This is a genomic window from Synechococcus sp. R55.3 (assembly GCF_047461975.1).
Lineage (GTDB): Bacteria > Cyanobacteriota > Cyanobacteriia > Thermostichales > Thermostichaceae > Thermostichus.
The window spans coordinates 1-18,991 of the sequence record NZ_JANSIG010000060.1 but is presented as its reverse complement, the minus strand read 5'-3'; the positions used below and the strand labels follow the sequence as shown (position 1 = coordinate 18,991).

At 56.2% G+C, this 18,991-nt stretch carries 16 protein-coding genes; 8 read left to right on the top strand and 8 right to left on the bottom strand.

What is annotated here, in order from left to right; translation table 11 throughout:
- Positions 1-207: 207 nt before the first annotated feature.
- The gene (locus NW849_RS10020) at positions 208-882 is read right to left on the bottom strand and encodes a response regulator transcription factor (RefSeq protein ID WP_414357526.1); all 675 of its coding nucleotides are present in this window, start codon (positions 880-882) and stop codon (positions 208-210) included.
- A gap of 207 nt (positions 883-1,089) precedes the next feature.
- Here NW849_RS10020 and NW849_RS10015 point away from each other — a divergent pair, with 207 nt between their 5' ends.
- On the top strand, positions 1,090-1,836 hold the full coding sequence (locus tag NW849_RS10015; protein ID WP_414357525.1) for a rhomboid family intramembrane serine protease: 747 nt from the start codon (positions 1,090-1,092) through the stop codon (positions 1,834-1,836).
- A 65-nt stretch (positions 1,837-1,901) separates the two neighbouring features.
- Positions 1,902-2,498, top strand: a complete 597-nt coding sequence (locus tag NW849_RS10010) for a Uma2 family endonuclease (RefSeq protein ID WP_414357524.1) — start codon at positions 1,902-1,904, stop codon at positions 2,496-2,498.
- Positions 2,499-2,542: 44 nt separating this feature from the next.
- Here the strand turns inward: NW849_RS10010 and NW849_RS10005 are convergent, their stop codons facing one another.
- Positions 2,543-4,147, bottom strand: coding sequence for an NAD(P)H-quinone oxidoreductase subunit 4 (locus tag NW849_RS10005; RefSeq protein WP_414357523.1), 1,605 nt, complete (start codon positions 4,145-4,147; stop codon positions 2,543-2,545).
- Positions 4,148-4,382: 235 nt separating this feature from the next.
- Here NW849_RS10005 and NW849_RS10000 point away from each other — a divergent pair, with 235 nt between their 5' ends.
- The 3 genes from NW849_RS10000 to NW849_RS09990 all read left to right on the top strand — a co-directional run bounded on the left by NW849_RS10000 (position 4,383) and on the right by NW849_RS09990 (position 7,419).
- On the top strand, positions 4,383-5,261 hold the full coding sequence (locus NW849_RS10000) for an isoaspartyl peptidase/L-asparaginase (RefSeq protein WP_414357522.1): 879 nt from the start codon (positions 4,383-4,385) through the stop codon (positions 5,259-5,261).
- Between the two features lie 127 nt (positions 5,262-5,388).
- Positions 5,389-6,423 (top strand): adenosine deaminase, encoded by a 1,035-nt coding sequence (locus NW849_RS09995; protein WP_414357521.1) that lies wholly within the window; start codon positions 5,389-5,391, stop codon positions 6,421-6,423.
- A gap of 192 nt (positions 6,424-6,615) precedes the next feature.
- Positions 6,616-7,419 carry a M55 family metallopeptidase gene (locus tag NW849_RS09990; RefSeq protein ID WP_414357520.1) on the top strand — a complete coding sequence of 268 codons (804 nt, stop codon included), beginning with the start codon at positions 6,616-6,618 and terminating at the stop codon, positions 7,417-7,419.
- On the opposite strand, the gene mnmH is transcribed toward NW849_RS09990, so the two are convergent.
- Complete coding sequence (mnmH, locus tag NW849_RS09985) at positions 7,412-8,476, bottom strand: tRNA 2-selenouridine(34) synthase MnmH (RefSeq protein WP_414351992.1); 1,065 nt, start codon at positions 8,474-8,476, stop codon at positions 7,412-7,414. The two genes, NW849_RS09990 and mnmH, sit on opposite strands and share 8 nt — an antisense overlap.
- A gap of 191 nt (positions 8,477-8,667) precedes the next feature.
- Here mnmH and NW849_RS09980 point away from each other — a divergent pair, with 191 nt between their 5' ends.
- Together NW849_RS09980 and NW849_RS09975 are read left to right on the top strand one after the other, a co-directional pair.
- Positions 8,668-9,363, top strand: a complete 696-nt coding sequence (locus NW849_RS09980; protein WP_011430738.1) for a cysteine hydrolase family protein — start codon at positions 8,668-8,670, stop codon at positions 9,361-9,363.
- Between the two features lie 49 nt (positions 9,364-9,412).
- Complete coding sequence (locus tag NW849_RS09975; protein WP_414357519.1) at positions 9,413-10,957, top strand: ABC transporter ATP-binding protein; 1,545 nt, start codon at positions 9,413-9,415, stop codon at positions 10,955-10,957.
- A 51-nt stretch (positions 10,958-11,008) separates the two neighbouring features.
- On the opposite strand, the gene urtE is transcribed toward NW849_RS09975, so the two are convergent.
- The 5 genes from urtE to urtA all read right to left on the bottom strand — a co-directional run bounded on the left by urtE (position 11,009) and on the right by urtA (position 16,492).
- Entirely contained in the window at positions 11,009-11,761 is a 753-nt protein-coding gene (gene urtE, locus NW849_RS09970) for an urea ABC transporter ATP-binding subunit UrtE (protein ID WP_414357518.1), read from the bottom strand.
- A gap of 44 nt (positions 11,762-11,805) precedes the next feature.
- Positions 11,806-12,573, bottom strand: a complete 768-nt coding sequence (gene urtD, locus NW849_RS09965) for an urea ABC transporter ATP-binding protein UrtD (RefSeq protein ID WP_414357517.1) — start codon at positions 12,571-12,573, stop codon at positions 11,806-11,808.
- 170 nt (positions 12,574-12,743) lie between these two features.
- Positions 12,744-13,952, bottom strand: a complete 1,209-nt coding sequence (urtC, locus tag NW849_RS09960; RefSeq protein ID WP_414342394.1) for an urea ABC transporter permease subunit UrtC — start codon at positions 13,950-13,952, stop codon at positions 12,744-12,746.
- A 3-nt stretch (positions 13,953-13,955) separates the two neighbouring features.
- Positions 13,956-15,113 (bottom strand): urea ABC transporter permease subunit UrtB, encoded by a 1,158-nt coding sequence (urtB, locus tag NW849_RS09955; RefSeq protein WP_414357516.1) that lies wholly within the window; start codon positions 15,111-15,113, stop codon positions 13,956-13,958.
- A 104-nt stretch (positions 15,114-15,217) separates the two neighbouring features.
- Entirely contained in the window at positions 15,218-16,492 is a 1,275-nt protein-coding gene (urtA, locus tag NW849_RS09950; RefSeq protein WP_011430744.1) for an urea ABC transporter substrate-binding protein, read from the bottom strand.
- A 373-nt stretch (positions 16,493-16,865) separates the two neighbouring features.
- Between urtA and NW849_RS09945 the strand changes: the two genes are divergently transcribed.
- A complete protein-coding gene (locus NW849_RS09945) occupies positions 16,866-18,794 on the top strand; it encodes a S9 family peptidase (RefSeq protein ID WP_414357515.1) in 1,929 nt (642 codons plus the stop codon).
- Positions 18,795-18,991 lie beyond the last annotated feature (197 nt).

Here is an 18,991-nt window from a genome sequence, read left to right as displayed (position 1 = left end):
TTGTGGTAGAGGCCATTGTGGGCCACAGTGTGTTTGCCTCTGCACTGGGGATCCACTGATCCAAGTTGAAAGCTGTCTGATGGCTGGAAGAATTGGAAAATGGCAGCCGGAGAGCTCCGCCTCTCTTCTTCTGGCTTTGACTAAGCCTTTGCCAGTACCCCAAGCTGGAGCTGGCCGCAGATGCAAGTCACTGCTGGCCTTCAGCCTTTACCACTGGATAATCTTTTTCTGAACAGCTGTCATGCACATGGCAACGCGAGCATTGATCTCATCCTCAGAGCCGAAAATATCCAACTTTTCTTTGAGCCTCTGGATACAGTTTTGTACGGTCTTCTTGCTGGTGTGAATGCGATCTGCGATGGCCTGATCGGTGAGGGCTTCTTTGCAGAGCAAGTTCAAGACCTCAATTTCTCGTTCCGTCAGCTTCGTAAGACCGCGCAACTCCCGCGGCATGCGCAATTCTCCATTGAGGGCACTTTTGGCCCCCTCCAAAAACACGGTGCGCCGTTCCATTTTGTTGACCGCGGCAAACCCACCCTGGTGTTTGCTGATCAGGCCCACCAATGGAGTTAGCAGCAGCGGCTCGCTGGAATAGGCCATCACATTTAGGGTGGGGTAGTTCTCAAAGATATGACGCAGGAACTCTAGGCCAGGCTCGGCAGACTGCTCCCCGCTGGTTTGACCGTAGAGCAGATCGGCTACAACCAAGTCCGGTTGTTCCCGCTGCAAGCGCAGGATGGCGTCCATAGGGTTGGTGACCGTAATGCACTGAGCATCGGCTGCAATCCGTTGCAGCCACTCACAGTTGTTCTGGGCCACCTCTGGATGATCTTCGACGATCAAAAACTTGAGCGGGGCAGTGGTGCTTTCAACCTCGGGCATCAATCCACTCCTCTAAATCCTTATCTTGTAGTCCATTCTCTGCCGAGCGAGCTTGGCCGAGATGCGTTCGTCGGCAAGGGATCCGTCTGCAAGCATAGCTCCCAGCCGACTACCCCAGTGTAGCCTCAGGTAGGGGCTTAGAGGTGAGCCTGGGGGGGTGGGAAAGGACAGGTTAGGCTAGAGGGTGACGTCAACCGGATCTGAACTGTGGTACCCCTGCAAGATCGCAACCCAACCACCCGCACAGCCTATGTCACTTATGCCCTGGTGATCGTTAACATCTTAATTTTTCTGTACCAGCTAACCCTGTCGCCACAAGAGCTGGCAGCTTTTTTCCGGGAGTGGGCAGTGGTACCGATAGAGTTGACGGCCAGTTTTCGAGGGGAGATCACCTCTTCGTCGCGTCCAGAATGGGTAACCCTATTCACCTCACAATTTCTGCATGGGGGCTTTCTCCACATTGGCGGGAACATGCTCTTTTTGTGGGTTTTCGGCAACAACGTTGAGGATCGCTTGGGCCATGTGCGTTACCTCATCTTCTACCTGACTTGTGGAGCTTTGGCTGCATTAACGCAGTGGTTTTTCGACATGGGATCCCCCATTCCTTCACTGGGGGCAAGCGGCGCTATTGCTGGCGTATTGGGAGCCTATATTTTGCGTTTTCCACGGGCCGAGATCCTAACCTTGGTGCCCTTGGGTATTTTTATCACAACCCTCTACATTCCAGCTTGGGTGTTCCTGGGCTTTTGGTTCATCCAGCAAGCCTTCTACGGCATTGCCAGCCTACAGACGCCTACCAACATCGGTATGCAGGGTGGGGGGATTGCCTATTGGGCCCATGCGGGCGGTTTTGTGTTTGGGGCCATTTTGGGGCCGCTGATGGGGTTGTTTTCCGGCAAAAGCCCTTATGACCGCCAAATGACTTGGCAACAACGTGACAGGGATCTGTTTTGATTTGATCAGCTTTGATACTTTCTCAGTCTATTGTTAATCGGATAGCAGCGTGATGGGAGAAAGCCATGGTCAGTCTATCTGCCAAGCCTCTAACTCTGGAAGACTTTCTACAACAGCCGGAAACTCAGCCCGCCAGCGAGTTCATCAAAGGAGAAATTATCCAGAAGCCCATGCCACAGGGAAAACATAGCCGTCTCCAACTAAAACTGGGTAGCTTCATTAACGAGATGTTGGAGCCTTCTCAACTGGGAATGGCATTTCCAGAGCTGCGCTGCACCTTCGCCGGATACGCGATTGTGCCCGATATTTCTGTGATCCCCTGGGATCGGATCCCTGTAGATGAAGATGGCACCATTCAAAATCTCATCCCCTTTTGCCCGGATTGGATGATCGAGATTCTCTCTCCCGATCAAAATCCAATGAAGCTGGTCAAAAAAATCTTGATCGGCCTGGATCACGGCTGCCAAATGGGGTGGATCGTGGCTCCCGAAGAAAGGGTTGTTTTCGCCTACCCTGCCGGGCAGCAGCCGACAGTACATGAGGATCCCCAAGAGGTGATCCCCGCTCCCGCCTTCGCCTCAGGGATCCAACTGACAATTGCAACTTTGTTTGGCTGGATGCAAGTTCAAGCTGGCGAGAGCCACAAGTCCAATGCGGGATAGAAAAAGAGTGGATCTCCTTCCATCCCTCAATTCAAATTCAACATTCAGTTGTTGTAGAGGGCAGGGGCTTGGGCAACCGTCTCACCAGTTTGGGGCAGTTCCTGCCGCAGCAGCGCCACCAAGGCGTTGGTGGATTGGTCGTAGAGGCTGGTCACCAGCTTGGGATAGAGGCCAATGCCGATGATTGGGATCAGCAGACAGGCAATGATGAACACCTCGCGCGGCTCGGCATCCACCAACTCTTCGTGTTCGGTGAGCTCTTTGTTCTCCGGGCCAAAGAAAATCTGCCGCAACATCGACAGCAGGTAGATGGGGGTCAGGATCACCCCAACTGCCGCCAGGAAAACCACCACCAGCCGGAAGGGGAGAGAGTAAGCATCGGTGGTGGCCATGCCGATAAACACCATGATCTCGGCCACAAAGCCGCTCATCCCAGGTAGGGCCAAAGAGGCCAGCGAGCAGGCGGTGAACATGGAGAAGATCTTGGGCATCTTCAGGCCCACACCGCCCATTTCTTCCAGCTCCAGTGTGTGGGTGCGGTCGTAGGTGGCCCCCACCAAAAAGAACAGGCTGGCCCCGATCAGCCCGTGGGAGATCATCTGCAGCATGGCGCCGCTCATGCCGATCTCCGTCAGGGATCCGATACCGATGAGCACGAAGCCCATGTGGCTGATGGAAGAGTAGGCGATCTTCCGCTTCAGGTTGCGCTGGGCAAAAGAGGTGAGGGCGGCAAAGATGATGTTCACCACCCCCAACACGATCAGCACTGGCGCAAAGTAAAGATGAGCATCCGGCAGCATGCCCGCATTCATGCGCATCAGGGCATAGCCCCCCATCTTGAGCAGGATCCCGGCCAGCAACATGTGCACCGGCGCAGTGGCCTCGCCGTGGGCATCGGGCAGCCAAGTGTGCAAGGGGAAAATGGGCAGCTTCACCCCATAGGCAATGAGGAAGGCCCCATACATCAGCAGTTGGAAGGTGAGTGGATAGGTCTTGTGGGCCAGATCCGTCATGTCAAAGCTGATGGGATCCCCGTAGAAGGCCATAGCCAGACCTGCCACCAGGATAAACAGGGAGCTGAGAGCCGTGTAGAGGATGAACTTGGTGGCCGCATACAGGCGGTTGTATCCCCCCCAAATGGAGAGGAGCAAGTACACCGGGATCAGCTCCAATTCCCACATCAGGAAAAACAGCAACATGTCCTGCACGGCAAACACCCCGATCTGCCCGCCATACATGGCCAGCATCAAAAAGTAGAAGAGGCGAGGTTTGAGGGTGACCGGCCAAGCGGCCAAGATGGCTAGGGTAGTGATAAACGCCGTGAGCAGGATCAGGGGCATGGAGAGGCCATCAGCCCCCACCGACCAACTCAAGCCCACTTGGGGTACCCAGGTGTAGCGCTCCAGCAGTTGCAAACCTGTCTGGCCGGGATCGTAGCCGACATAGAAGCCGGCCAGCAGAATCAGCAGATCCGTGACCGCAATGAACAAAGCAAACCAGCGGATCCGCTCGGCCAACTTTTGTGCGTAGGCGCGGGTACTGGGATCCCCAGCCGGTGCTGGGATCAGGGGAATAAATAGGGCGGCCAACACAGGGTAAGCGATGACCGTGGTCAGCCAAGGAAACTCGTGCAAGCTGGGCAGCGCCATGGATGTAACCTCGCTTGTGCCATACCATCAGGGGGATCCCTGCCGGCTGCAATCCGACAGCCCTTTACCAGAATCGCCCTTGAGTATCTATGCTTAGCAAATCTACAGGATTATCTTAAGGCTCCCTCTCCCTTTGCGTTGGGATCCCTGGGATGGAGCAGATGCATGGGTGGATGTTGTACCCGAAAATCAAAATATAGTCTTCCACTGTTCTCACAAGGTAACCGATCTCATCATGCCTCAGCCCAAACTGATCATCCACGGCGGAGCCGGCAGCGCCCTGGAAGGGGAAAGCAGCCTGGAAAAAGTGAGGGGATCCCTGCAGCAGGTGGTGGAGAGCACCTACGAGCTGCTGTTGGCTGGGCAGAGTGCCGAGGCGGCGGTGATGCATGCCTGCCAGTTGCTGGAGGATGATCCGCTCTACAATGCCGGGACGGGGTCGGTCTTGCAATCGGATGGGCAAATCCGCATGAGCGCCGCTCTCATGAACGGGGCCACCCAGTCTTTTAGCGGGGTGATCAACGTCAGCCGAGTTCAGCATCCCATCCTCATGGCCCAGGCTCTGCAATCAAGCCCGGATCGCGTGGTGGCCGAACAAGGGGCAGCAGAGCTGGCGCGGGAGCTGCAGTTGCCGGTCTATGACCCGGCCACTCTCAAGCGGGTTCAAGAGTGGGTGCAGTTGCGCCAAACCCATCCCCCAACTAGGGTTCTCACTGCTCTGGCCATGGGCACGGTGGGGGCGGTGGCGCTGGATCAACAGGGGCAAATCTGTGCCGGCACCTCCACCGGCGGGCGGGGGTTTGAACGGGTGGGGCGAGTAAGCGATTCGGCCACTCCAGCGGGAACCTATGCCAGTGCGGCGGCGGGGGTCAGTTGTACTGGTGTCGGGGAAGATATTTTGGATGAGAGCTTGGCGGCGCGGATTGTGATTCGAGTGGAAGATGGCCTCAGCCTGAAGGCTGCCATGGCCAAGTCTTTTCAAGAGGCCCGCCAACGTCGCCGCTCCTTTGGGGCCATCGCTCTATCCTGCTCGGGGGAGATTGCCTGGGATACCACCACCGACCTACTGCTGGCCGCCTATCACGATGGGCAGGGGATCGGCTTGACGATCTAAACTTCTAGCCGGGCTTGCGGGATTAGACCTGGACAAGCCTGAGGCGGTTGGATAAGAGTAGGATAAGAGTAGAAATAGTACTTAAACAAACCAAGTCTGCCCCCTGGCGGGCCACTGTAGAGCGTTTATGGCACTTCACGCGGAGTTGCACCGTCATTTGGGCGGTTCGGTTGTCCCCCGAATTCTGTGGCGCTATTTTCACCGCCAGGGATCCCCTTTGGCAGAGCGCTTTCCCACCTATGCCGAGTTTGAGGAGTTCTACACCCGCCCGCGCAACACCCTCGAGGATTACCTGGAGCTGCACACGCTGGTGGAACAGGTGCAGACCCTGGAAACCCTGCCCTATTTTATCTACCGCCTGCTGCGGGGAGCCTACATCTTTGAGGATCTGGCCTACCTAGAGATTCGCTACACCCCCTACCTGCGCACGGATCCCAGCCTGGATGAGGCGGAGCGCCTCAAGCAGATGCGCCAGGTAATCGAGACGGTAGGACAAGCCAGTCAACAGCGAGAGTATCCCATCGTCACCACCCAGATCGTCTGTTTGCACTCGCGCTTGCCCAGCCACATCAACCGAGCCATGGTGGAAGCTGCCGCCGAGTCGGAGTATGTGTGTGCCATCGACCTGGCCGGAGGAGACAAGCCCTACGGTGAACGGATGGACGAGTGGATTGAGCTGTTCAAGTATGCGCTGGCCCGGGGCCTGAAAACCACTGCCCACCTGTACGAAACTTTGGATGGCTGCTACCCGCAGTTACTGCCCTATGTCTCGCGGATCGGCCACGGCATTCAGATCCCTCTCCACTATCCAGAATTGCTGCCGGAGCTGGCGCGGCGAGGCCAATGCCTAGAAGTTTGTCCCACCACCTATCTAAAAACGGGAACCCTGCCCAGTTTGGAGCCCCTCAAGATTGTCTTTGACCGCTGCTTTGAGGCGGGGGTGGATATCGCCATCTGCACCGACAACGCCGGCTTGCACAATGTGCGGCTGCCGTTTGAGTACGAAAACCTGCTAACCCACGACATCATCGATTTCGAGCAGCTCAAACACTGCCAGGAAGCAGCCTTTCGTCACGCTTTTGCCTGGCCCTACAAGGGGCGTCCGGCCTCATTGTTGTCGGAGTTACAGCAGGGGGTATCTGCTTCTTTGGTGGCTCTCTGATCCCCTCAGCGGGACGGAGTCTTTATTCTTCATCCGAGCTTCTTGAGAATAGGGAAGGGATCCGTAACAGAGACAGGGGCAGCTTTCGCAAGGGAAATAACCGCTTGGATCCCTTGCCCAGAGCGATGCTGAGGGGCATCCGAGGGTGGATGAAGCCCAACAGAATCCAATGCTGAGTCTACTGAGCCAAGCATGAAGGTCTATATCAGTGCCGATATTGAAGGGATTGCCGGCATCAGCCATTGGGATGAGGCCACCATCGGCCAGCCGGGTTACGAGGCATTCCGAGAGCAGATGACCCGAGCAGTGATCGCGGCTTGTGAGGGATCCCTGGCTGCCGGAGCCACGCAGATCACGGTCAAAGATGCCCATGACTCAGGGCGAAACCTCATCCCCGAACGGTTGCCGGAGCCGGTGCAACTCATCCGCGGCTGGAGCGGCCACCCCTACTGTATGGTGCAAGAGTTGGATCGCAGTTACGATGCCCTGCTCCTAATCGGCTATCATGCCCGCGCCGGATCTGCTGCCAACCCCCTCGCCCACACCTACACCACCGAAGTTAGCCAAATCCGGCTGAACGGCCAGGCCATCGCCGAGTTTCACCTGGTCAGCCTCACGGCTGCCTATGAGGGAGTCCCAGTTGTGTTTGTAGCCGGAGATGCGGAGGTGTGTGCCGCAGCGAAAGCTTATGACGCCCACATCGAGACGGTGGTCACCCACAAAGGAATGGGCCAGTCGGTCATTGCGCCACATCCGCAGCAAGTTTTGCGGGCCATCCGCCAAGGTGTAGAGGGATCCCTGAGGCGGCTGTCGGCCTACCGTCCTCGCCCACTGCCGGATCACTTTCAATTGGAAGTGGACTACAAGGATCCCGCTCGGGCCTACCGCAAGTCTTTTTATCCTGGCTGCCGGTGGATTGCCGATTCCACGGTTCGGCTGGAAGTTTCCGAGTGGTTTGAGGTGTTGCGGGCTTTGGAGTTTATCGTGCTCACCTAGCCAGGGATCCAAGCGGCATCTGGATGAGGCGAGCAGCAGCTTCCCTGAGGCTGGTCTCGGAAAGGTCAGACAGCTCAATCCGGGCCCGAAGGCGATTGAAGTTTTGCTGCAGCCCGTGTCGATAGGTGGGGTCGTAGTGCTGCTCCAGCAACTCCTGCACAAACTGCGGCCAGTCTTGGGCGTCGATCAGCTCAAACCAACGCTGCAGGCGGGCCTGGCCAAGACGGGACTTCAGAGGCAGCAATTTCCCCTTTAGCGCTTGGGGGTGAGCAATCCAGTGGGGATAGTGGGCGATTAACCCCTTCACCCGCTCCTCTAGAGGCAACTGCACTTCGACACAGTCGGCTTGGGTAAGGGCTTGCCAAAGGGCAGGCGGCAGATGGAGCTGGCCCACTTTGGCACTCTCAGCTTCTACCCAGACTGGCTTGGCGGGATCCCACTGGAGAAAAACCTGCACCAGTTGACTTTCAAAGCTCTTCTGACTGGGCTGTGGCACCCCCCACTCGGCCCCCAGGAGGGATCCCCGGTGACAGGCCAGCTTTTCCAGATCGAGAACTTGGGATCCCTGTTGGCGCAGATGGTGAAGCAACTGGGTTTTGCCGCTCCCTGTTGGTCCGCAGAGCACTCGGTAGGTAAATTCCTGGGGCAAGATCTGCAGTTGCCGGCGCACCCAGGCCCGGTAGGTTTTGTAGCCACCTTGCAAAACCGTAACCTGCCAGCCCACCTGGGACAACACCAATGCCAAGCTGGCAGAGCGCTGCCCTCCCCGCCAGCAGTAGATTAGGGGCCGGTAATCGCGATCTTTATCGGCAAAATGGGTTTGCAAGTGGCGACTGATGTTCTGGGCCACCAAGCTTGCCCCTCGTTTGCGGGCTGTAAAGGGATCCACCTGCTTGTAGAGCGTGCCCACCTCCGCCCGTTCTGTATCGTAGAGTACAGGCAAGTTGATGGCTCCCGGCCAATGATCCTCTGCGAACTCTGCCGGAGAGCGCACATCAATAATTTCGCTGTAGGTGTGCAGCCAGGGCTCTGCAGTGAAGTGAATCGGAGGAGACACAAACCTGTGGATGGAAATGGCAAGCTGTGTTCTATCTTGGCAGGGTTCTGGCCAAGGCTCACCGCCCCAGCTTTAACTTGGGAGAGCCGAGGTCAAGCGCAGGGTGACCCGAAGGCTTGGGTTGGATATCCCTCTTGATTGGGCTTTTGCTCTTTCTTTGCTCTTTATTGAATTGATTTGCCAGAGGTGCTATGGGATCCTATATTGCGGCAGAACCTTACCCCTATCCCTACAACGGTGACTTACGGCCTGAGAACACCGCCCTGATCGTCATCGATATGCAGACCGATTTCTGCGGGGTAGGTGGCTATGTAGACAAAATGGGCTACGACATTTCCCTCACCCGTGCCCCCATAGAGCCGATCCGACGGGTTTTGGCGGCAATGCGAGCCCTGGGTTTTTTCATCGTGCATACCCGCGAAGGCCATCGCCCCGATCTATCAGATTTGCCGGAAAACAAGCGCTGGCGCAGTCAACGCATTGGGGCAGGCATTGGGGATCCCGGTCCCTGTGGGCGCATCCTGGTGCGAGGAGAACCCGGCTGGGAAATTATCCCGGAACTGGCTCCTCTGCCAGGGGAGGTGATCATCGACAAGCCGGGCAAAGGCGCTTTCTATGCCACTGATCTGGACTTAATCCTGAGGCGCAAAGGCATCCAAAACCTGATCTTGACGGGCATCACCACCGATGTATGCGTCCACACCACCATGCGAGAAGCCAACGACCGGGGCTATGAATGTTTGTTGCTATCCGATTGCACAGGTGCCACAGACTACGGAAATTATCTCGCTGCTCTGAAGATGATCCAGATGCAAGGGGGGGTTTTCGGGGCAGTTGCCGATTCAGGTGCCCTGATAGCAGTACTTCAGGAACTCAAAACCGACTAGACCTCGTTTCTTTACGTGAGACACCCAAACCAGGAGATCTTGACCAACCATGACTACCACTGCCCAAACTGAAATCTCAACAGCACGGAAAGCCCCCCCGGAACTGGAGGTCGTCAACCTCACCAAGCGATTTGGATCCCTGTTGGCCCTAGACCACGTCTCGATGAAACTCAAGCCGGGATCCCTTCATGCCTTACTTGGGGAAAACGGAGCCGGGAAAAGCACCCTCGTCAAGTGCGTGATGGGCTTTTATCATGCTGACTCTGGCGATGTTTGCATTGATAAACGAGCTCGTGCCATCCACAGCCCACGGGATGCCTATCACTACGGCATTGGCATGGTGTACCAACATTTCACCTCTGTACTCGCCATGACTGTGGCGGAAAACTTGGTCTTGGCCCGCCCAGATTTGCCTTTGGTGATTGACTGGAAAGAAGAGGAAAAAAAGCTGGCAGATTTTATGGAAACAGCCCCTTTCCAAGTCAACTTGCGGGCTTTTGTTTCCGAACTATCGGCAGGAGAAAAGCAGAAGGTCGAGATCCTCAAGCAGCTTTATTTGAACACCAAGATCCTGATCTTGGACGAGCCTACTTCTGTGCTCACGCCAGAGGAAGCCGACGAAGTCTTGGGCCTTGTGCGTCGTTCGGTGGAAGCTGGCGACCTGAGTGTATTGCTCATTACCCACAAGTTTCGCGAGGTGAATGCCTTTGCCGATGAGGTGACGGTGTTGCGACGTGGGAAGCTGGCCGGCCATGGACAAGTGAAAGATTTATCCACAGCAGAAATGGCCGAAATGATGCTGGGCCGGCAACAGGTGCAGATCCAGTTGGAGAAAGCCTTGGTCAAAGGGGGATCCCCTCTGCTGGAAATTGAAGGGATCCAGGCTGACAAGGACAATGGCTTGCCCGCTGTGCGGGGGGTGACCCTGACTGTTCATGGAGGTGAGATTGTGGGAATTGCCGGCGTTTCCGGCAACGGCCAGCGGGAGTTGATGGAAGTCTTGGCCGGGCAGCGGATGGCTACAGCCGGGCAGATCAAGATCAACGGGCAACTGTACAGGGCCACCCGCGCAGAAATGGTGCGCCACCGGGTTTGCTGTTTGCCGGAGGAACCTCTGAGAAATGCCTCGATCCCCAACATGAGCGTTGGCGAAAACTTGGCCCTGCGTCGTTATGACCGGGATCCTATGGCCAAAGGTTGGATGTTGATCTGGCAAGAGATTTGGCGCTCTGCCCGCGCGTTAATCGAGCAATTTAAGGTGAAAACGCCTGCAGCCCAAACTCCCATCAGCCACCTGTCGGGGGGTAATGTCCAGCGAGCCATTTTGGCACGGGAACTCGCCGGAGATCCACAAATTTTGATCGCCGCCAATCCTTGTTTTGGTCTGGACTTTGCGGCAGTAGATTACATTCACTCGCAGATTGTGGATGCTCGTAACCGAGGAGTTGCCGTCTTGCTGATCAGCGAAGATCTGGACGAGCTTCTCAAGCTCTCCGATCGTTTGCTGGTGATGGCGGGCGGTCGGATCGTCTATGAAAGTCCTATCAGCAGCGTGGATCTCAAAGAAGTTGGCCACAAGATGGGCGGACATTAAGCATTAAGTGATTTGGTAAGTAATCAGCAGTGAATATGACATGGCTTCCCCTCAAATGGAGAGGTGAGCCCGAACTTTTTCTTCATCCATCTGGTTGGTCGGCCCCTCCATGATAAGGGATCCATTCTCCATGAGATAAAAATAATCGGCTAGGCTTTGGGCAAACTCAAAATACTGCTCCACCAGCAACACCGAAACGCCCCGCTCCTTTTGAATACGGGTGATGGCTTCTTCAATCTCGATGATGATGGAGGGTTGGATCCCTTCTGTGGGCTCATCCAGGAGCAAAAGTTTGGGCTCCGCCACCAAAGCTCTAGCAATCGCCAACTGCTGCTGCTGCCCACCGCTCAAATCCCCGCCCAGACGTTTAAGAAAAGAACGCAGAATCGGGAATAGGTCATAGACAAACTCAGGTATAATTGGTTCTTTGTCCGGCGCCGCTTCTAACCCCACCAGCAGGTTTTCCTCAACCGTTAAGCGGGGAAAAATCTCTCGACCTTGGGGCACATAGCCGATACCGGCACGGGCTCGCCAATTGGGAGGGTAATGGTTGATAGGACGGCCCTCAAAAGCAATTTTGCCTGTGCAGTCTTTCAGAAGCCCCATCAGGGCTTTAAGCGTGGTGGTTTTGCCCATGCCATTGCGACCCAGAAGGCAGACCGCTTGGCCGGGAAAGATCTTAAAAGAGAGATCCTTTACAATTAAACTCTGACCGTAGTAAACCCTCAAATCGGAGACCTCCAGAAGAGGCCCGGATCCATCTCGGGATAAGTTTTGTGTTGCGGTCGCGTTTTCCGTATTCATGGGCCTGCGCATGGGTCAGTTAAAACAGGGCTATAGCTTTTTGCTTAGTTTTTCGCCTTATGGGATCCGAGATAGACCTCAATAACTCGCGGGTCGTTTTTCACATCCTCAAAGGTACCTTCGCACAGCACCGAGCCTTGGTGTAAAACAGTAACCTTACGGGCAATTTGCCGGACAAATACCATGTCATGTTCAATCACCAAAATGGTGTGGCTTTGGGCTAAGGATTGAATCAACTCCCCTGTAGCTTCTGTTTCTTTATCTGTCATCCCGGCTACGCATTCATCGAGCAGCAGCAAATCCGGATCTTGAGCGATCACCATGCCAATCTCCAGCCATTGCTTTTCTCCGTGGGAAAGCAGCCCTGCCGGAACCCGATCCTTACGGCTGAGGCCAATGGTTTCCAAAAGAGCATCCGTTTCTTGTCGCAGATGCTTTTTGCCAAGTAGGGTGGAAAAAACCCTTTTGTCAGGGTTGAGGGATAGCTCCAAGTTTTCTCGCACGCTCAAGTTTTGATAGACCCGCGGCGTCTGAAACTTGCGCCCAACACCCAAAATCGAGATCTCATGTTCCTTGAGCTTGGTCAGATCTTTTCCTTTAAACAGCACCCGGCCTCGAGTAGGCTTAACCTTGCCCGTCAGCACATCGAGAAACGTAGTCTTGCCTGCCCCATTGGGGCCGATGACCACCCGCAGCTCCCCTTCCTCCAGAGAGAAGTTCAGCCTGTCCAAAGCCTTGAAGCCATCAAAGCTGACGGTGAGATCCTGAGTTTGTAAAATTTGTCGGGTGGCGGTGGGAGCTGCAGTAAGCATGGGGATCACATCCAAGAACGGAAAGGCCAAAGGTCAAACCGGATTCTCAACCCATCAAATAAACCCATCAAATAGGAGAGGAAACTTGGCATCGCTGGCTCACCCATGGGATCCTCTTACCTTAAACTTATATCTTGCACATAACTGACATCCTCAAGAGAAAGCCAGATTTAGGCTGGAGAAGTATTTGCCAAACGCCTGCGCCAAAGCTGAACGGTGACCCAAAGTTGCCTGCCTTGGGTGCGCACCCAACCCACCAGTCCATCCGGCAGCACCAGCACCACCAACAGGAACAATCCCCCCTGGAAAAACAGCCAAATCTCCGGAAAATTTTCGCTCAGCAAGCTCTTGGCAAAGTTGACCAACAGAGCCCCCAGCACTGCCCCCACCAAACTGGCCCGACCGCCCACCGCCACCCAGATCACCATTTCAATGGAAAAGGGAACGGCCATCGCATTGGGAGAGATGATCCCGGTTTGCAAGGTAAACAAAGCTCCGGCAATGCCTGCCAGGGCAGCAGACACGGCAAACACCAGCACTTTAAAGCCGGTGGGATCGTAGCCGGAAAAACGAACCCGTGGCTCGTCATCTCGAATGGCTACCAGGATCCGACCGAATAGGCCGCTGGTCAGCCAACGACAGAGAAGGTAAGCCAAAACCACCGCCAGAACTGTAGTGACATAGACAGCGAAGCGCATCTCGGACGAGTTGACATCCAGGCCAAACAAAGTCTGGAAGTTGGTCAGGCCGTTGGTGCCATTAATTAAGCGCTGTTGGCCGTTGAAGAAGTTAAAGAAAATAATCGTGGTGGCCTGAGTTAGAATGGAGAAATAAACCCCTCGAATGCGATTTCTCACCACCAAATATCCCAGGGCTGCTGCCACCAAAGCCGGGATCAAGACCACAGCAACAGCCGTAAACGGAAACGAATAAAAGGGATACCAAAACCAGGGCAATTCCGTTACCCCGTAGAGGCTGAAAAACTCCGGTATCTGACCTTCCGGCAATTGCAATTTCAGGTGCATCCCCAGAGCGTAGCCCCCCAAGGCAAAGAACACCCCATGCCCCAGGCTGAGCATGCCGGTATAGCCCCAGATGAGGTCGATTCCCAAAGCTACAATGCTGAGGGCCAGAAACCGCCCCAACAAGTTGAGCCGAAAGCCAGACAGCACAGTTGGGGCCACAAAGATCAAGGCCAGCACCAAAACGATGAGGATCCCGGCCTCCCACAGAAGCTTGCGAGAAGAATTGGGATCCCCACCCGCGGCGGGAGCAGCCACTTCATGATCAGCACGGGGGGAATGAACCAGTTTCATGGGCTTTGTGAGGGAGTAGAAGATGGAGAGTCTGGTCCTAGAGTTTTCGCCAAGCGAGATCATTCCCTAGGCATCCACCATACGACCTTTTTCGGGGAAAAGGCCCCGAGGTCGCACCTGCAAAAAGGCCACGATCAAAGCAAAGACCATCACCTTGGCCATGCTCGTGGTGGCAAAAAAGTTGAGGGTATCGGTCAGGATGGGCACGTTGGGAAAAATCAAAGCCAGCGTCCCGGAACCGATGACAAAGTTGGCAATCCCGATCCCAAGCGCTGCCACAATGCTGCCCAAAAGCTTACCGACACCCCCCACCACGACCACCATAAAGGTATCCACGATGTAGTTTTGGCCGGTGTTCGGCCCCACGGATCCCAGCAGGCTGACCGCTACGCCGGCCACTCCCGCCAGACCCGAGCCGACGGCAAAGGTAAGGGCATCCACCTTTTGCGTAGGGATCCCTACACAGGCGCTCATGGCCCGATTCTGGGTAACCGCCCGGATGCGCAGCCCCCAGCGGGTGCGCTGCAAGAAGAAGTACAGCCCTAGGATGCAGAAGACAGTGAGGGCGATGATAAACAGGCGGGTATTGGGCAAAAACAGGCTGCCCACCGGGATCCCACCCCCCAGCCAACGGGGAGCAGTCACATCTTTGTTCTGGGCTCCAAACCAGGGTTGAGTGACTGCTAAAGCATAGGTTTGCGCCAGCACCCGCCCCCCCACCGCTGCAATGGCCGTGGAGAGCACCAACAGCAGCGCCAGCGTCCACCCCTTGAGACGCGGCCAATCCGCCCGCCTGGACAAAAGCCACCAGCCGCCGAAAAAGAGCACCGCGAAGGCCCCCAAGCGGAAAGCCAGCACCCAATTGACGCTGCGCACAAACTGCTGCAGGATCAGGCTCACGCCCCAGGTGGCCAAAAGGGTCTCCAAGGGTCGGCCATACAAAAAGCGGATCACCCCCCGCTCCAAGGCCAGCCCTACCAGAGCAGTGACGGCAAAGGCAGCTACCAAAGCTGGAAAGATGTACAGATCCCGCCAGGGATCCCCTAGGGGACGAAAGGCATTTTGCACGACGAAGGTGGTGTAGGCCCCCAACATCATCAGCTCCCCATGGGCCATGTTGATGACCCCCATGAGGCCGAAAACAATGGCCAAGCCCAAGGCGGCTATTAGCAAGACGGTGCCAATGCTAATGCCGTTGAACAAGCTGTCCAGGAGCAAGGTCATGGGCAGGGGATCCTCCTTCCAACTAAACTAGGGAGGCTAACCGAGCATCTAGGCGGGATCCCCGACCCTATCCAAACGGCAAGGGATCCCAGCCCTGGCCAGGACTAGCTGACTTTGTAGCGACCGCCCTTGGCCGGATCTGACCAATCGCAGGCAAAGCCCTTGGTCTCTGCCACAAACTGGTTCCAGGGCTGCGGCTCCACGGCATCCGTAGAAAAGATGACATCAAACAAACCGTCAGAGCGCACCTGGCCGATCCGCACATACTTGGTCAGGTGGTGATTGGTGTTCATGGTTACCAAGCCTTCTGGGGCATCAAAGGTCTGGCCATAGGCTGCCTGCCGCACGGCGTCGATTTCCACTGTTCCCGCTTTTTCCACTGCCTGCTTCCAGATGTAAACCATGATGTAGGCGGCTTCCATCGGGTCGTTGGTGACGCGGTTTTGGCCGTATTCTGCCTTGAAAGCTTCCACAAACTTCTTGTTGGCAGGCGTATCCACCGTCATAAAGTAGTTCCAGGCGGCGAAGTGCCCTTCCAAGAATTCGGGGCCGATGGCCTGTACCTCTTCTTCAGCAATGCTGACGGACATGGAAGGATAGCGATCTGGCCCCAGCCCTGCCCCTTCCAGTTGTTTGAAAAAGGCCACGTTGCTGTCGCCGTTCAAGCTGTTGTAGATCACACCGCCATTGGGAAGAGCGGCCCGGATCTTGCTGATGATGGGGGTAACTTCTGTGCTGCCCAAAGGCAGATAGTCTTCACCCACCACTTTGCCCCCCAGGGCTTCCAACTGGGCCTTGATGATGGTGTTGGCCGTGCGGGGGAACACGTAGTCGGATCCCACCAGGAAGAACTCTTTGCCCTTGTTCTTGAGCAGCCATTCCACCGAAGGCTCGATCTGCTGGTTGGGGGCAGCGCCGGTGTAGAAGATGTTTTTGGAGCACTCTTGTCCTTCGTACTGCACGGGATACCAGAGCAGGTGCTGCTTGGATTCAAACACCGGCAAAACCGCTTTGCGACTGGCCGAAGTCCAGCAGCCGAATACCGTTGCCACCTTGTCCACATCGATCAATTTGGTGGCTTTCTCGGCAAAGGTTGGCCAATCGGAAGCCCCATCCTCGATAATCGGCTCGATCTGCTTGCCCAAAACCCCACCGGCGGCATTGATCTCTTTGATGGCCAGCTTTTCCGCATCCACCACGCTGGTTTCTGAAATGGCCATGGTGCCGCTAAGGGAGTGCAAAATGCCAACGCGGATGGTCTCTCCCTGGGCGTAGGCGGGCACGGATCGCTTCACCCAGATCTGCGGCCCTAGGGCAGCCCCGGCTCCGGCCAGAGCGCCCATTTTCAGCACTTGACGACGATTAAATGATAGAGCCATCGGTGATCTCCGAAACGAAGTGAGTGCAAAGGGTATTAAGAAGTCCAGTTGTTGCAGCAGCCCGGCCAACAGAGGGAAGCACTTAGCTCATCACCTCGCCCATGTGTTGAACCTGCCCAACTGCGCTCAGCTGAGGCTTTCACCGAATGTCTTCCCAACCTCAACAGAGGAAAAGGCTAATCCTGCAGTCGAGAAAGCGTTGTGCATCCCTGTTGCCTTAACGTGTTCCATCAAACCCATTCGGCCCGGAGAGAATTGTATCGTGGGATACCTTTTCCCAGAATCCGAGCCCTTTCCCCGCAGGCTGCAGGCAGAGGCAGGGATCCCTTGCTGCCGGCATAATAGGGGTTCTGGGGTGGAGAATTAACAGCCTATGGTGCAGCAGGCCGGCTATGGATCTTGGCGATCCCCGATTACCGCTGACCTGGTGGTGACGGGATCCCTGCGCTTGGGACAGATGGTTTGGGATCAGGGGGATCTCTACTGGACGGAGGGCCGCCCGCAAGAAAAAGGGCGCAATGTGTTGATGCGGCGCTCTGCCGACGGGATCCTGGTGGAGCTGACACCGGCACCTTTCAATGTGCGGACGCGGGTGCATGAGTATGGGGGTGGAGCTTATTGGGTGTCGGCAGGGGTAGTGTATTTTTGCAACTTCGCTGACCAACGGCTCTACCGCCTGCTGCCGGGTTCAGATCCCCAGCCCCTGACGGAAGCAGGCCCCTATCGCTATGCAGATGGGGTGGTGGATCGGGCGCGTGGACGCATCCTCTGTGTGCGGGAAGATCACAGCCGCCAGGGAGAGCCGGAAAACAGCCTTGTCTCGATTGACTTGGAAAGCGGATCCCAGCGCGTTTTGGCCTCTGGGCACAATTTCTATGCCAACCCTCGCCTCAGCCCCGATGGCCAGACCTTGGTATGGCTGACCTGGGATCACCCCCAAATGCCCTGGGACGGCACAGAGCTGTGGCGGTCTGAGGTGAACCCTGACGGCAGCTTGGGAGAACCTCAAAAGCTGGCCGGTGGCCCTGCCGAGTCGATCTTCCAGCCCCAGTGGTCACCGGAGGGGGATCTCTACTTTGTTTCGGATCGCAGCGGCTGGTGGAACCTCTATCGCTGGGATCCCCAGGGCCCCATTCCCCTCTGCCCTATGGAAGCGGAGTTTGGAGAGCCGCAGTGGGTGTTTGGCCTGAGCACCTACGGCTTCTGTGGCGATGGGCGCATCCTGGCCTGTTATGAACAAGACGGGCTGTCTCATCTGGCTTATCTGGATCCCCATTCAGGACAGTTGGCAGGGATCCCCTTGCCCTACACCCAGATCAGCGGTTTGCAGGTGAGTGGGGAAAAAGCCGCTTTCCTGGCCGGATCCCCGACGGAAGCCACTGCCTTGGTCTGCCTAGACTTACCCTCCAGCCAAGTGGAGGTGGTGGCCCGTTCCAGCAGCGTGGCGGTGGATCCCGACTATCTGTCGATCCCAGAGCCCATTGTTTTTCCCACCGGCGGCGGCAAGGCAGTGGCCTATGCTTTCTTCTATCCCCCCAAGAACCGCGACTTTGTTGCTCCCACTGGCGAAAAGCCACCCCTGCTGGTGAAAAGCCACGGCGGGCCCACCGGAGCGACGGCAGCGGTGCTCAACCTGGGGATCCAATACTGGACCAGTCGGGGGATTGCCGTTTTGGATGTGAACTACCGGGGCAGCAGCGGCTACGGACGGGCCTATCGGGATGCTCTCAAAGGCCGGTGGGGCCTGGTAGATGTGGAAGATTGCATCGCCGGATCCCAATTTTTGGCAGAACAGGGCAAGGTGGATGGGGAACGGCTGCTCATTCAAGGGGGCAGCGCTGGCGGCTATACCACGTTGGCGGCCTTGACCTTCCACAGGGTCTTCCGGGCGGGTGCCAGCTACTACGGGGTGAGCGATCTGGAAGCCCTAGCCCAGGAGACCCACAAGTTCGAGTCTCGCTACTTGGACAGCCTCATTGGCCCCTACCCAGAGCGGCGGGATCTCTACCGGGAGCGTTCCCCCATTCATCACCTGGAGGGCCTCAATTGTCCGGTTATCTTCTTTCAAGGCTTGGAAGACGCCATCGTGCCCCCCAATCAGGCGGAGAGGATGGTGGCAGCCCTACGGGCCAAAGGGATCCCAGTGGCCTATGTGCCCTTCGAGGGAGAGCAACACGGCTTTCGCCAGGCGGCCAACATCAAACGGGCCTTGGAGGCAGAGCTTTACTTTTATGCCCAGGTTCTGGGGTTTCCGCTGGCAGAACCTCTTGAGCCGGTTCGGATCGAGAACTTGGACACCTGATGATGACTGCTCAATGGGTCGAATAGAAAGGGATCCCGTCCCATCTATGGCCCATTGTTGCTCCACAACGCTGTCGCGACAGAGCAGCCCCTCTATGATGGACTTACCAGCCAACCCGGATGGAGCATGACTCTAGTCAATAATAAGCTCAACTATACTGAAAATAATGTATAATATGTTCAGTACGGATTACTACC

Bases quoted from the DNA above. Each gene is read 5' to 3' on its own strand.
- NW849_RS09975 (WP_414357519.1), top strand. From the start codon at position 9,413: ATGACTACCACTGCCCAAACTGAAATCTCAACAGCACGGAAAGCCCCC.
- NW849_RS10020 (WP_414357526.1), bottom strand. From the start codon at position 882: ATGCCCGAGGTTGAAAGCACCACTGCCCCGCTCAAGTTTTTGATCGTC.
- urtB (WP_414357516.1), bottom strand. From the start codon at position 15,113: ATGACCTTGCTCCTGGACAGCTTGTTCAACGGCATTAGCATTGGCACC.
- NW849_RS09945 (WP_414357515.1), top strand. From the start codon at position 16,866: ATGGTGCAGCAGGCCGGCTATGGATCTTGGCGATCCCCGATTACCGCT.
- NW849_RS10005 (WP_414357523.1), bottom strand. From the start codon at position 4,147: ATGGCGCTGCCCAGCTTGCACGAGTTTCCTTGGCTGACCACGGTCATC.
- NW849_RS09995 (WP_414357521.1), top strand. From the start codon at position 5,389: ATGGCACTTCACGCGGAGTTGCACCGTCATTTGGGCGGTTCGGTTGTC.
- NW849_RS09980 (WP_011430738.1), top strand. From the start codon at position 8,668: ATGGGATCCTATATTGCGGCAGAACCTTACCCCTATCCCTACAACGGT.
- NW849_RS09990 (WP_414357520.1), top strand. From the start codon at position 6,616: ATGAAGGTCTATATCAGTGCCGATATTGAAGGGATTGCCGGCATCAGC.
- urtA (WP_011430744.1), bottom strand. From the start codon at position 16,492: ATGGCTCTATCATTTAATCGTCGTCAAGTGCTGAAAATGGGCGCTCTG.
- NW849_RS10000 (WP_414357522.1), top strand. From the start codon at position 4,383: ATGCCTCAGCCCAAACTGATCATCCACGGCGGAGCCGGCAGCGCCCTG.
- urtD (WP_414357517.1), bottom strand. From the start codon at position 12,573: ATGCTTACTGCAGCTCCCACCGCCACCCGACAAATTTTACAAACTCAG.
- urtE (WP_414357518.1), bottom strand. From the start codon at position 11,761: ATGAATACGGAAAACGCGACCGCAACACAAAACTTATCCCGAGATGGA.
- urtC (WP_414342394.1), bottom strand. From the start codon at position 13,952: ATGATCTCGCTTGGCGAAAACTCTAGGACCAGACTCTCCATCTTCTAC.
- NW849_RS10010 (WP_414357524.1), top strand. From the start codon at position 1,902: ATGGTCAGTCTATCTGCCAAGCCTCTAACTCTGGAAGACTTTCTACAA.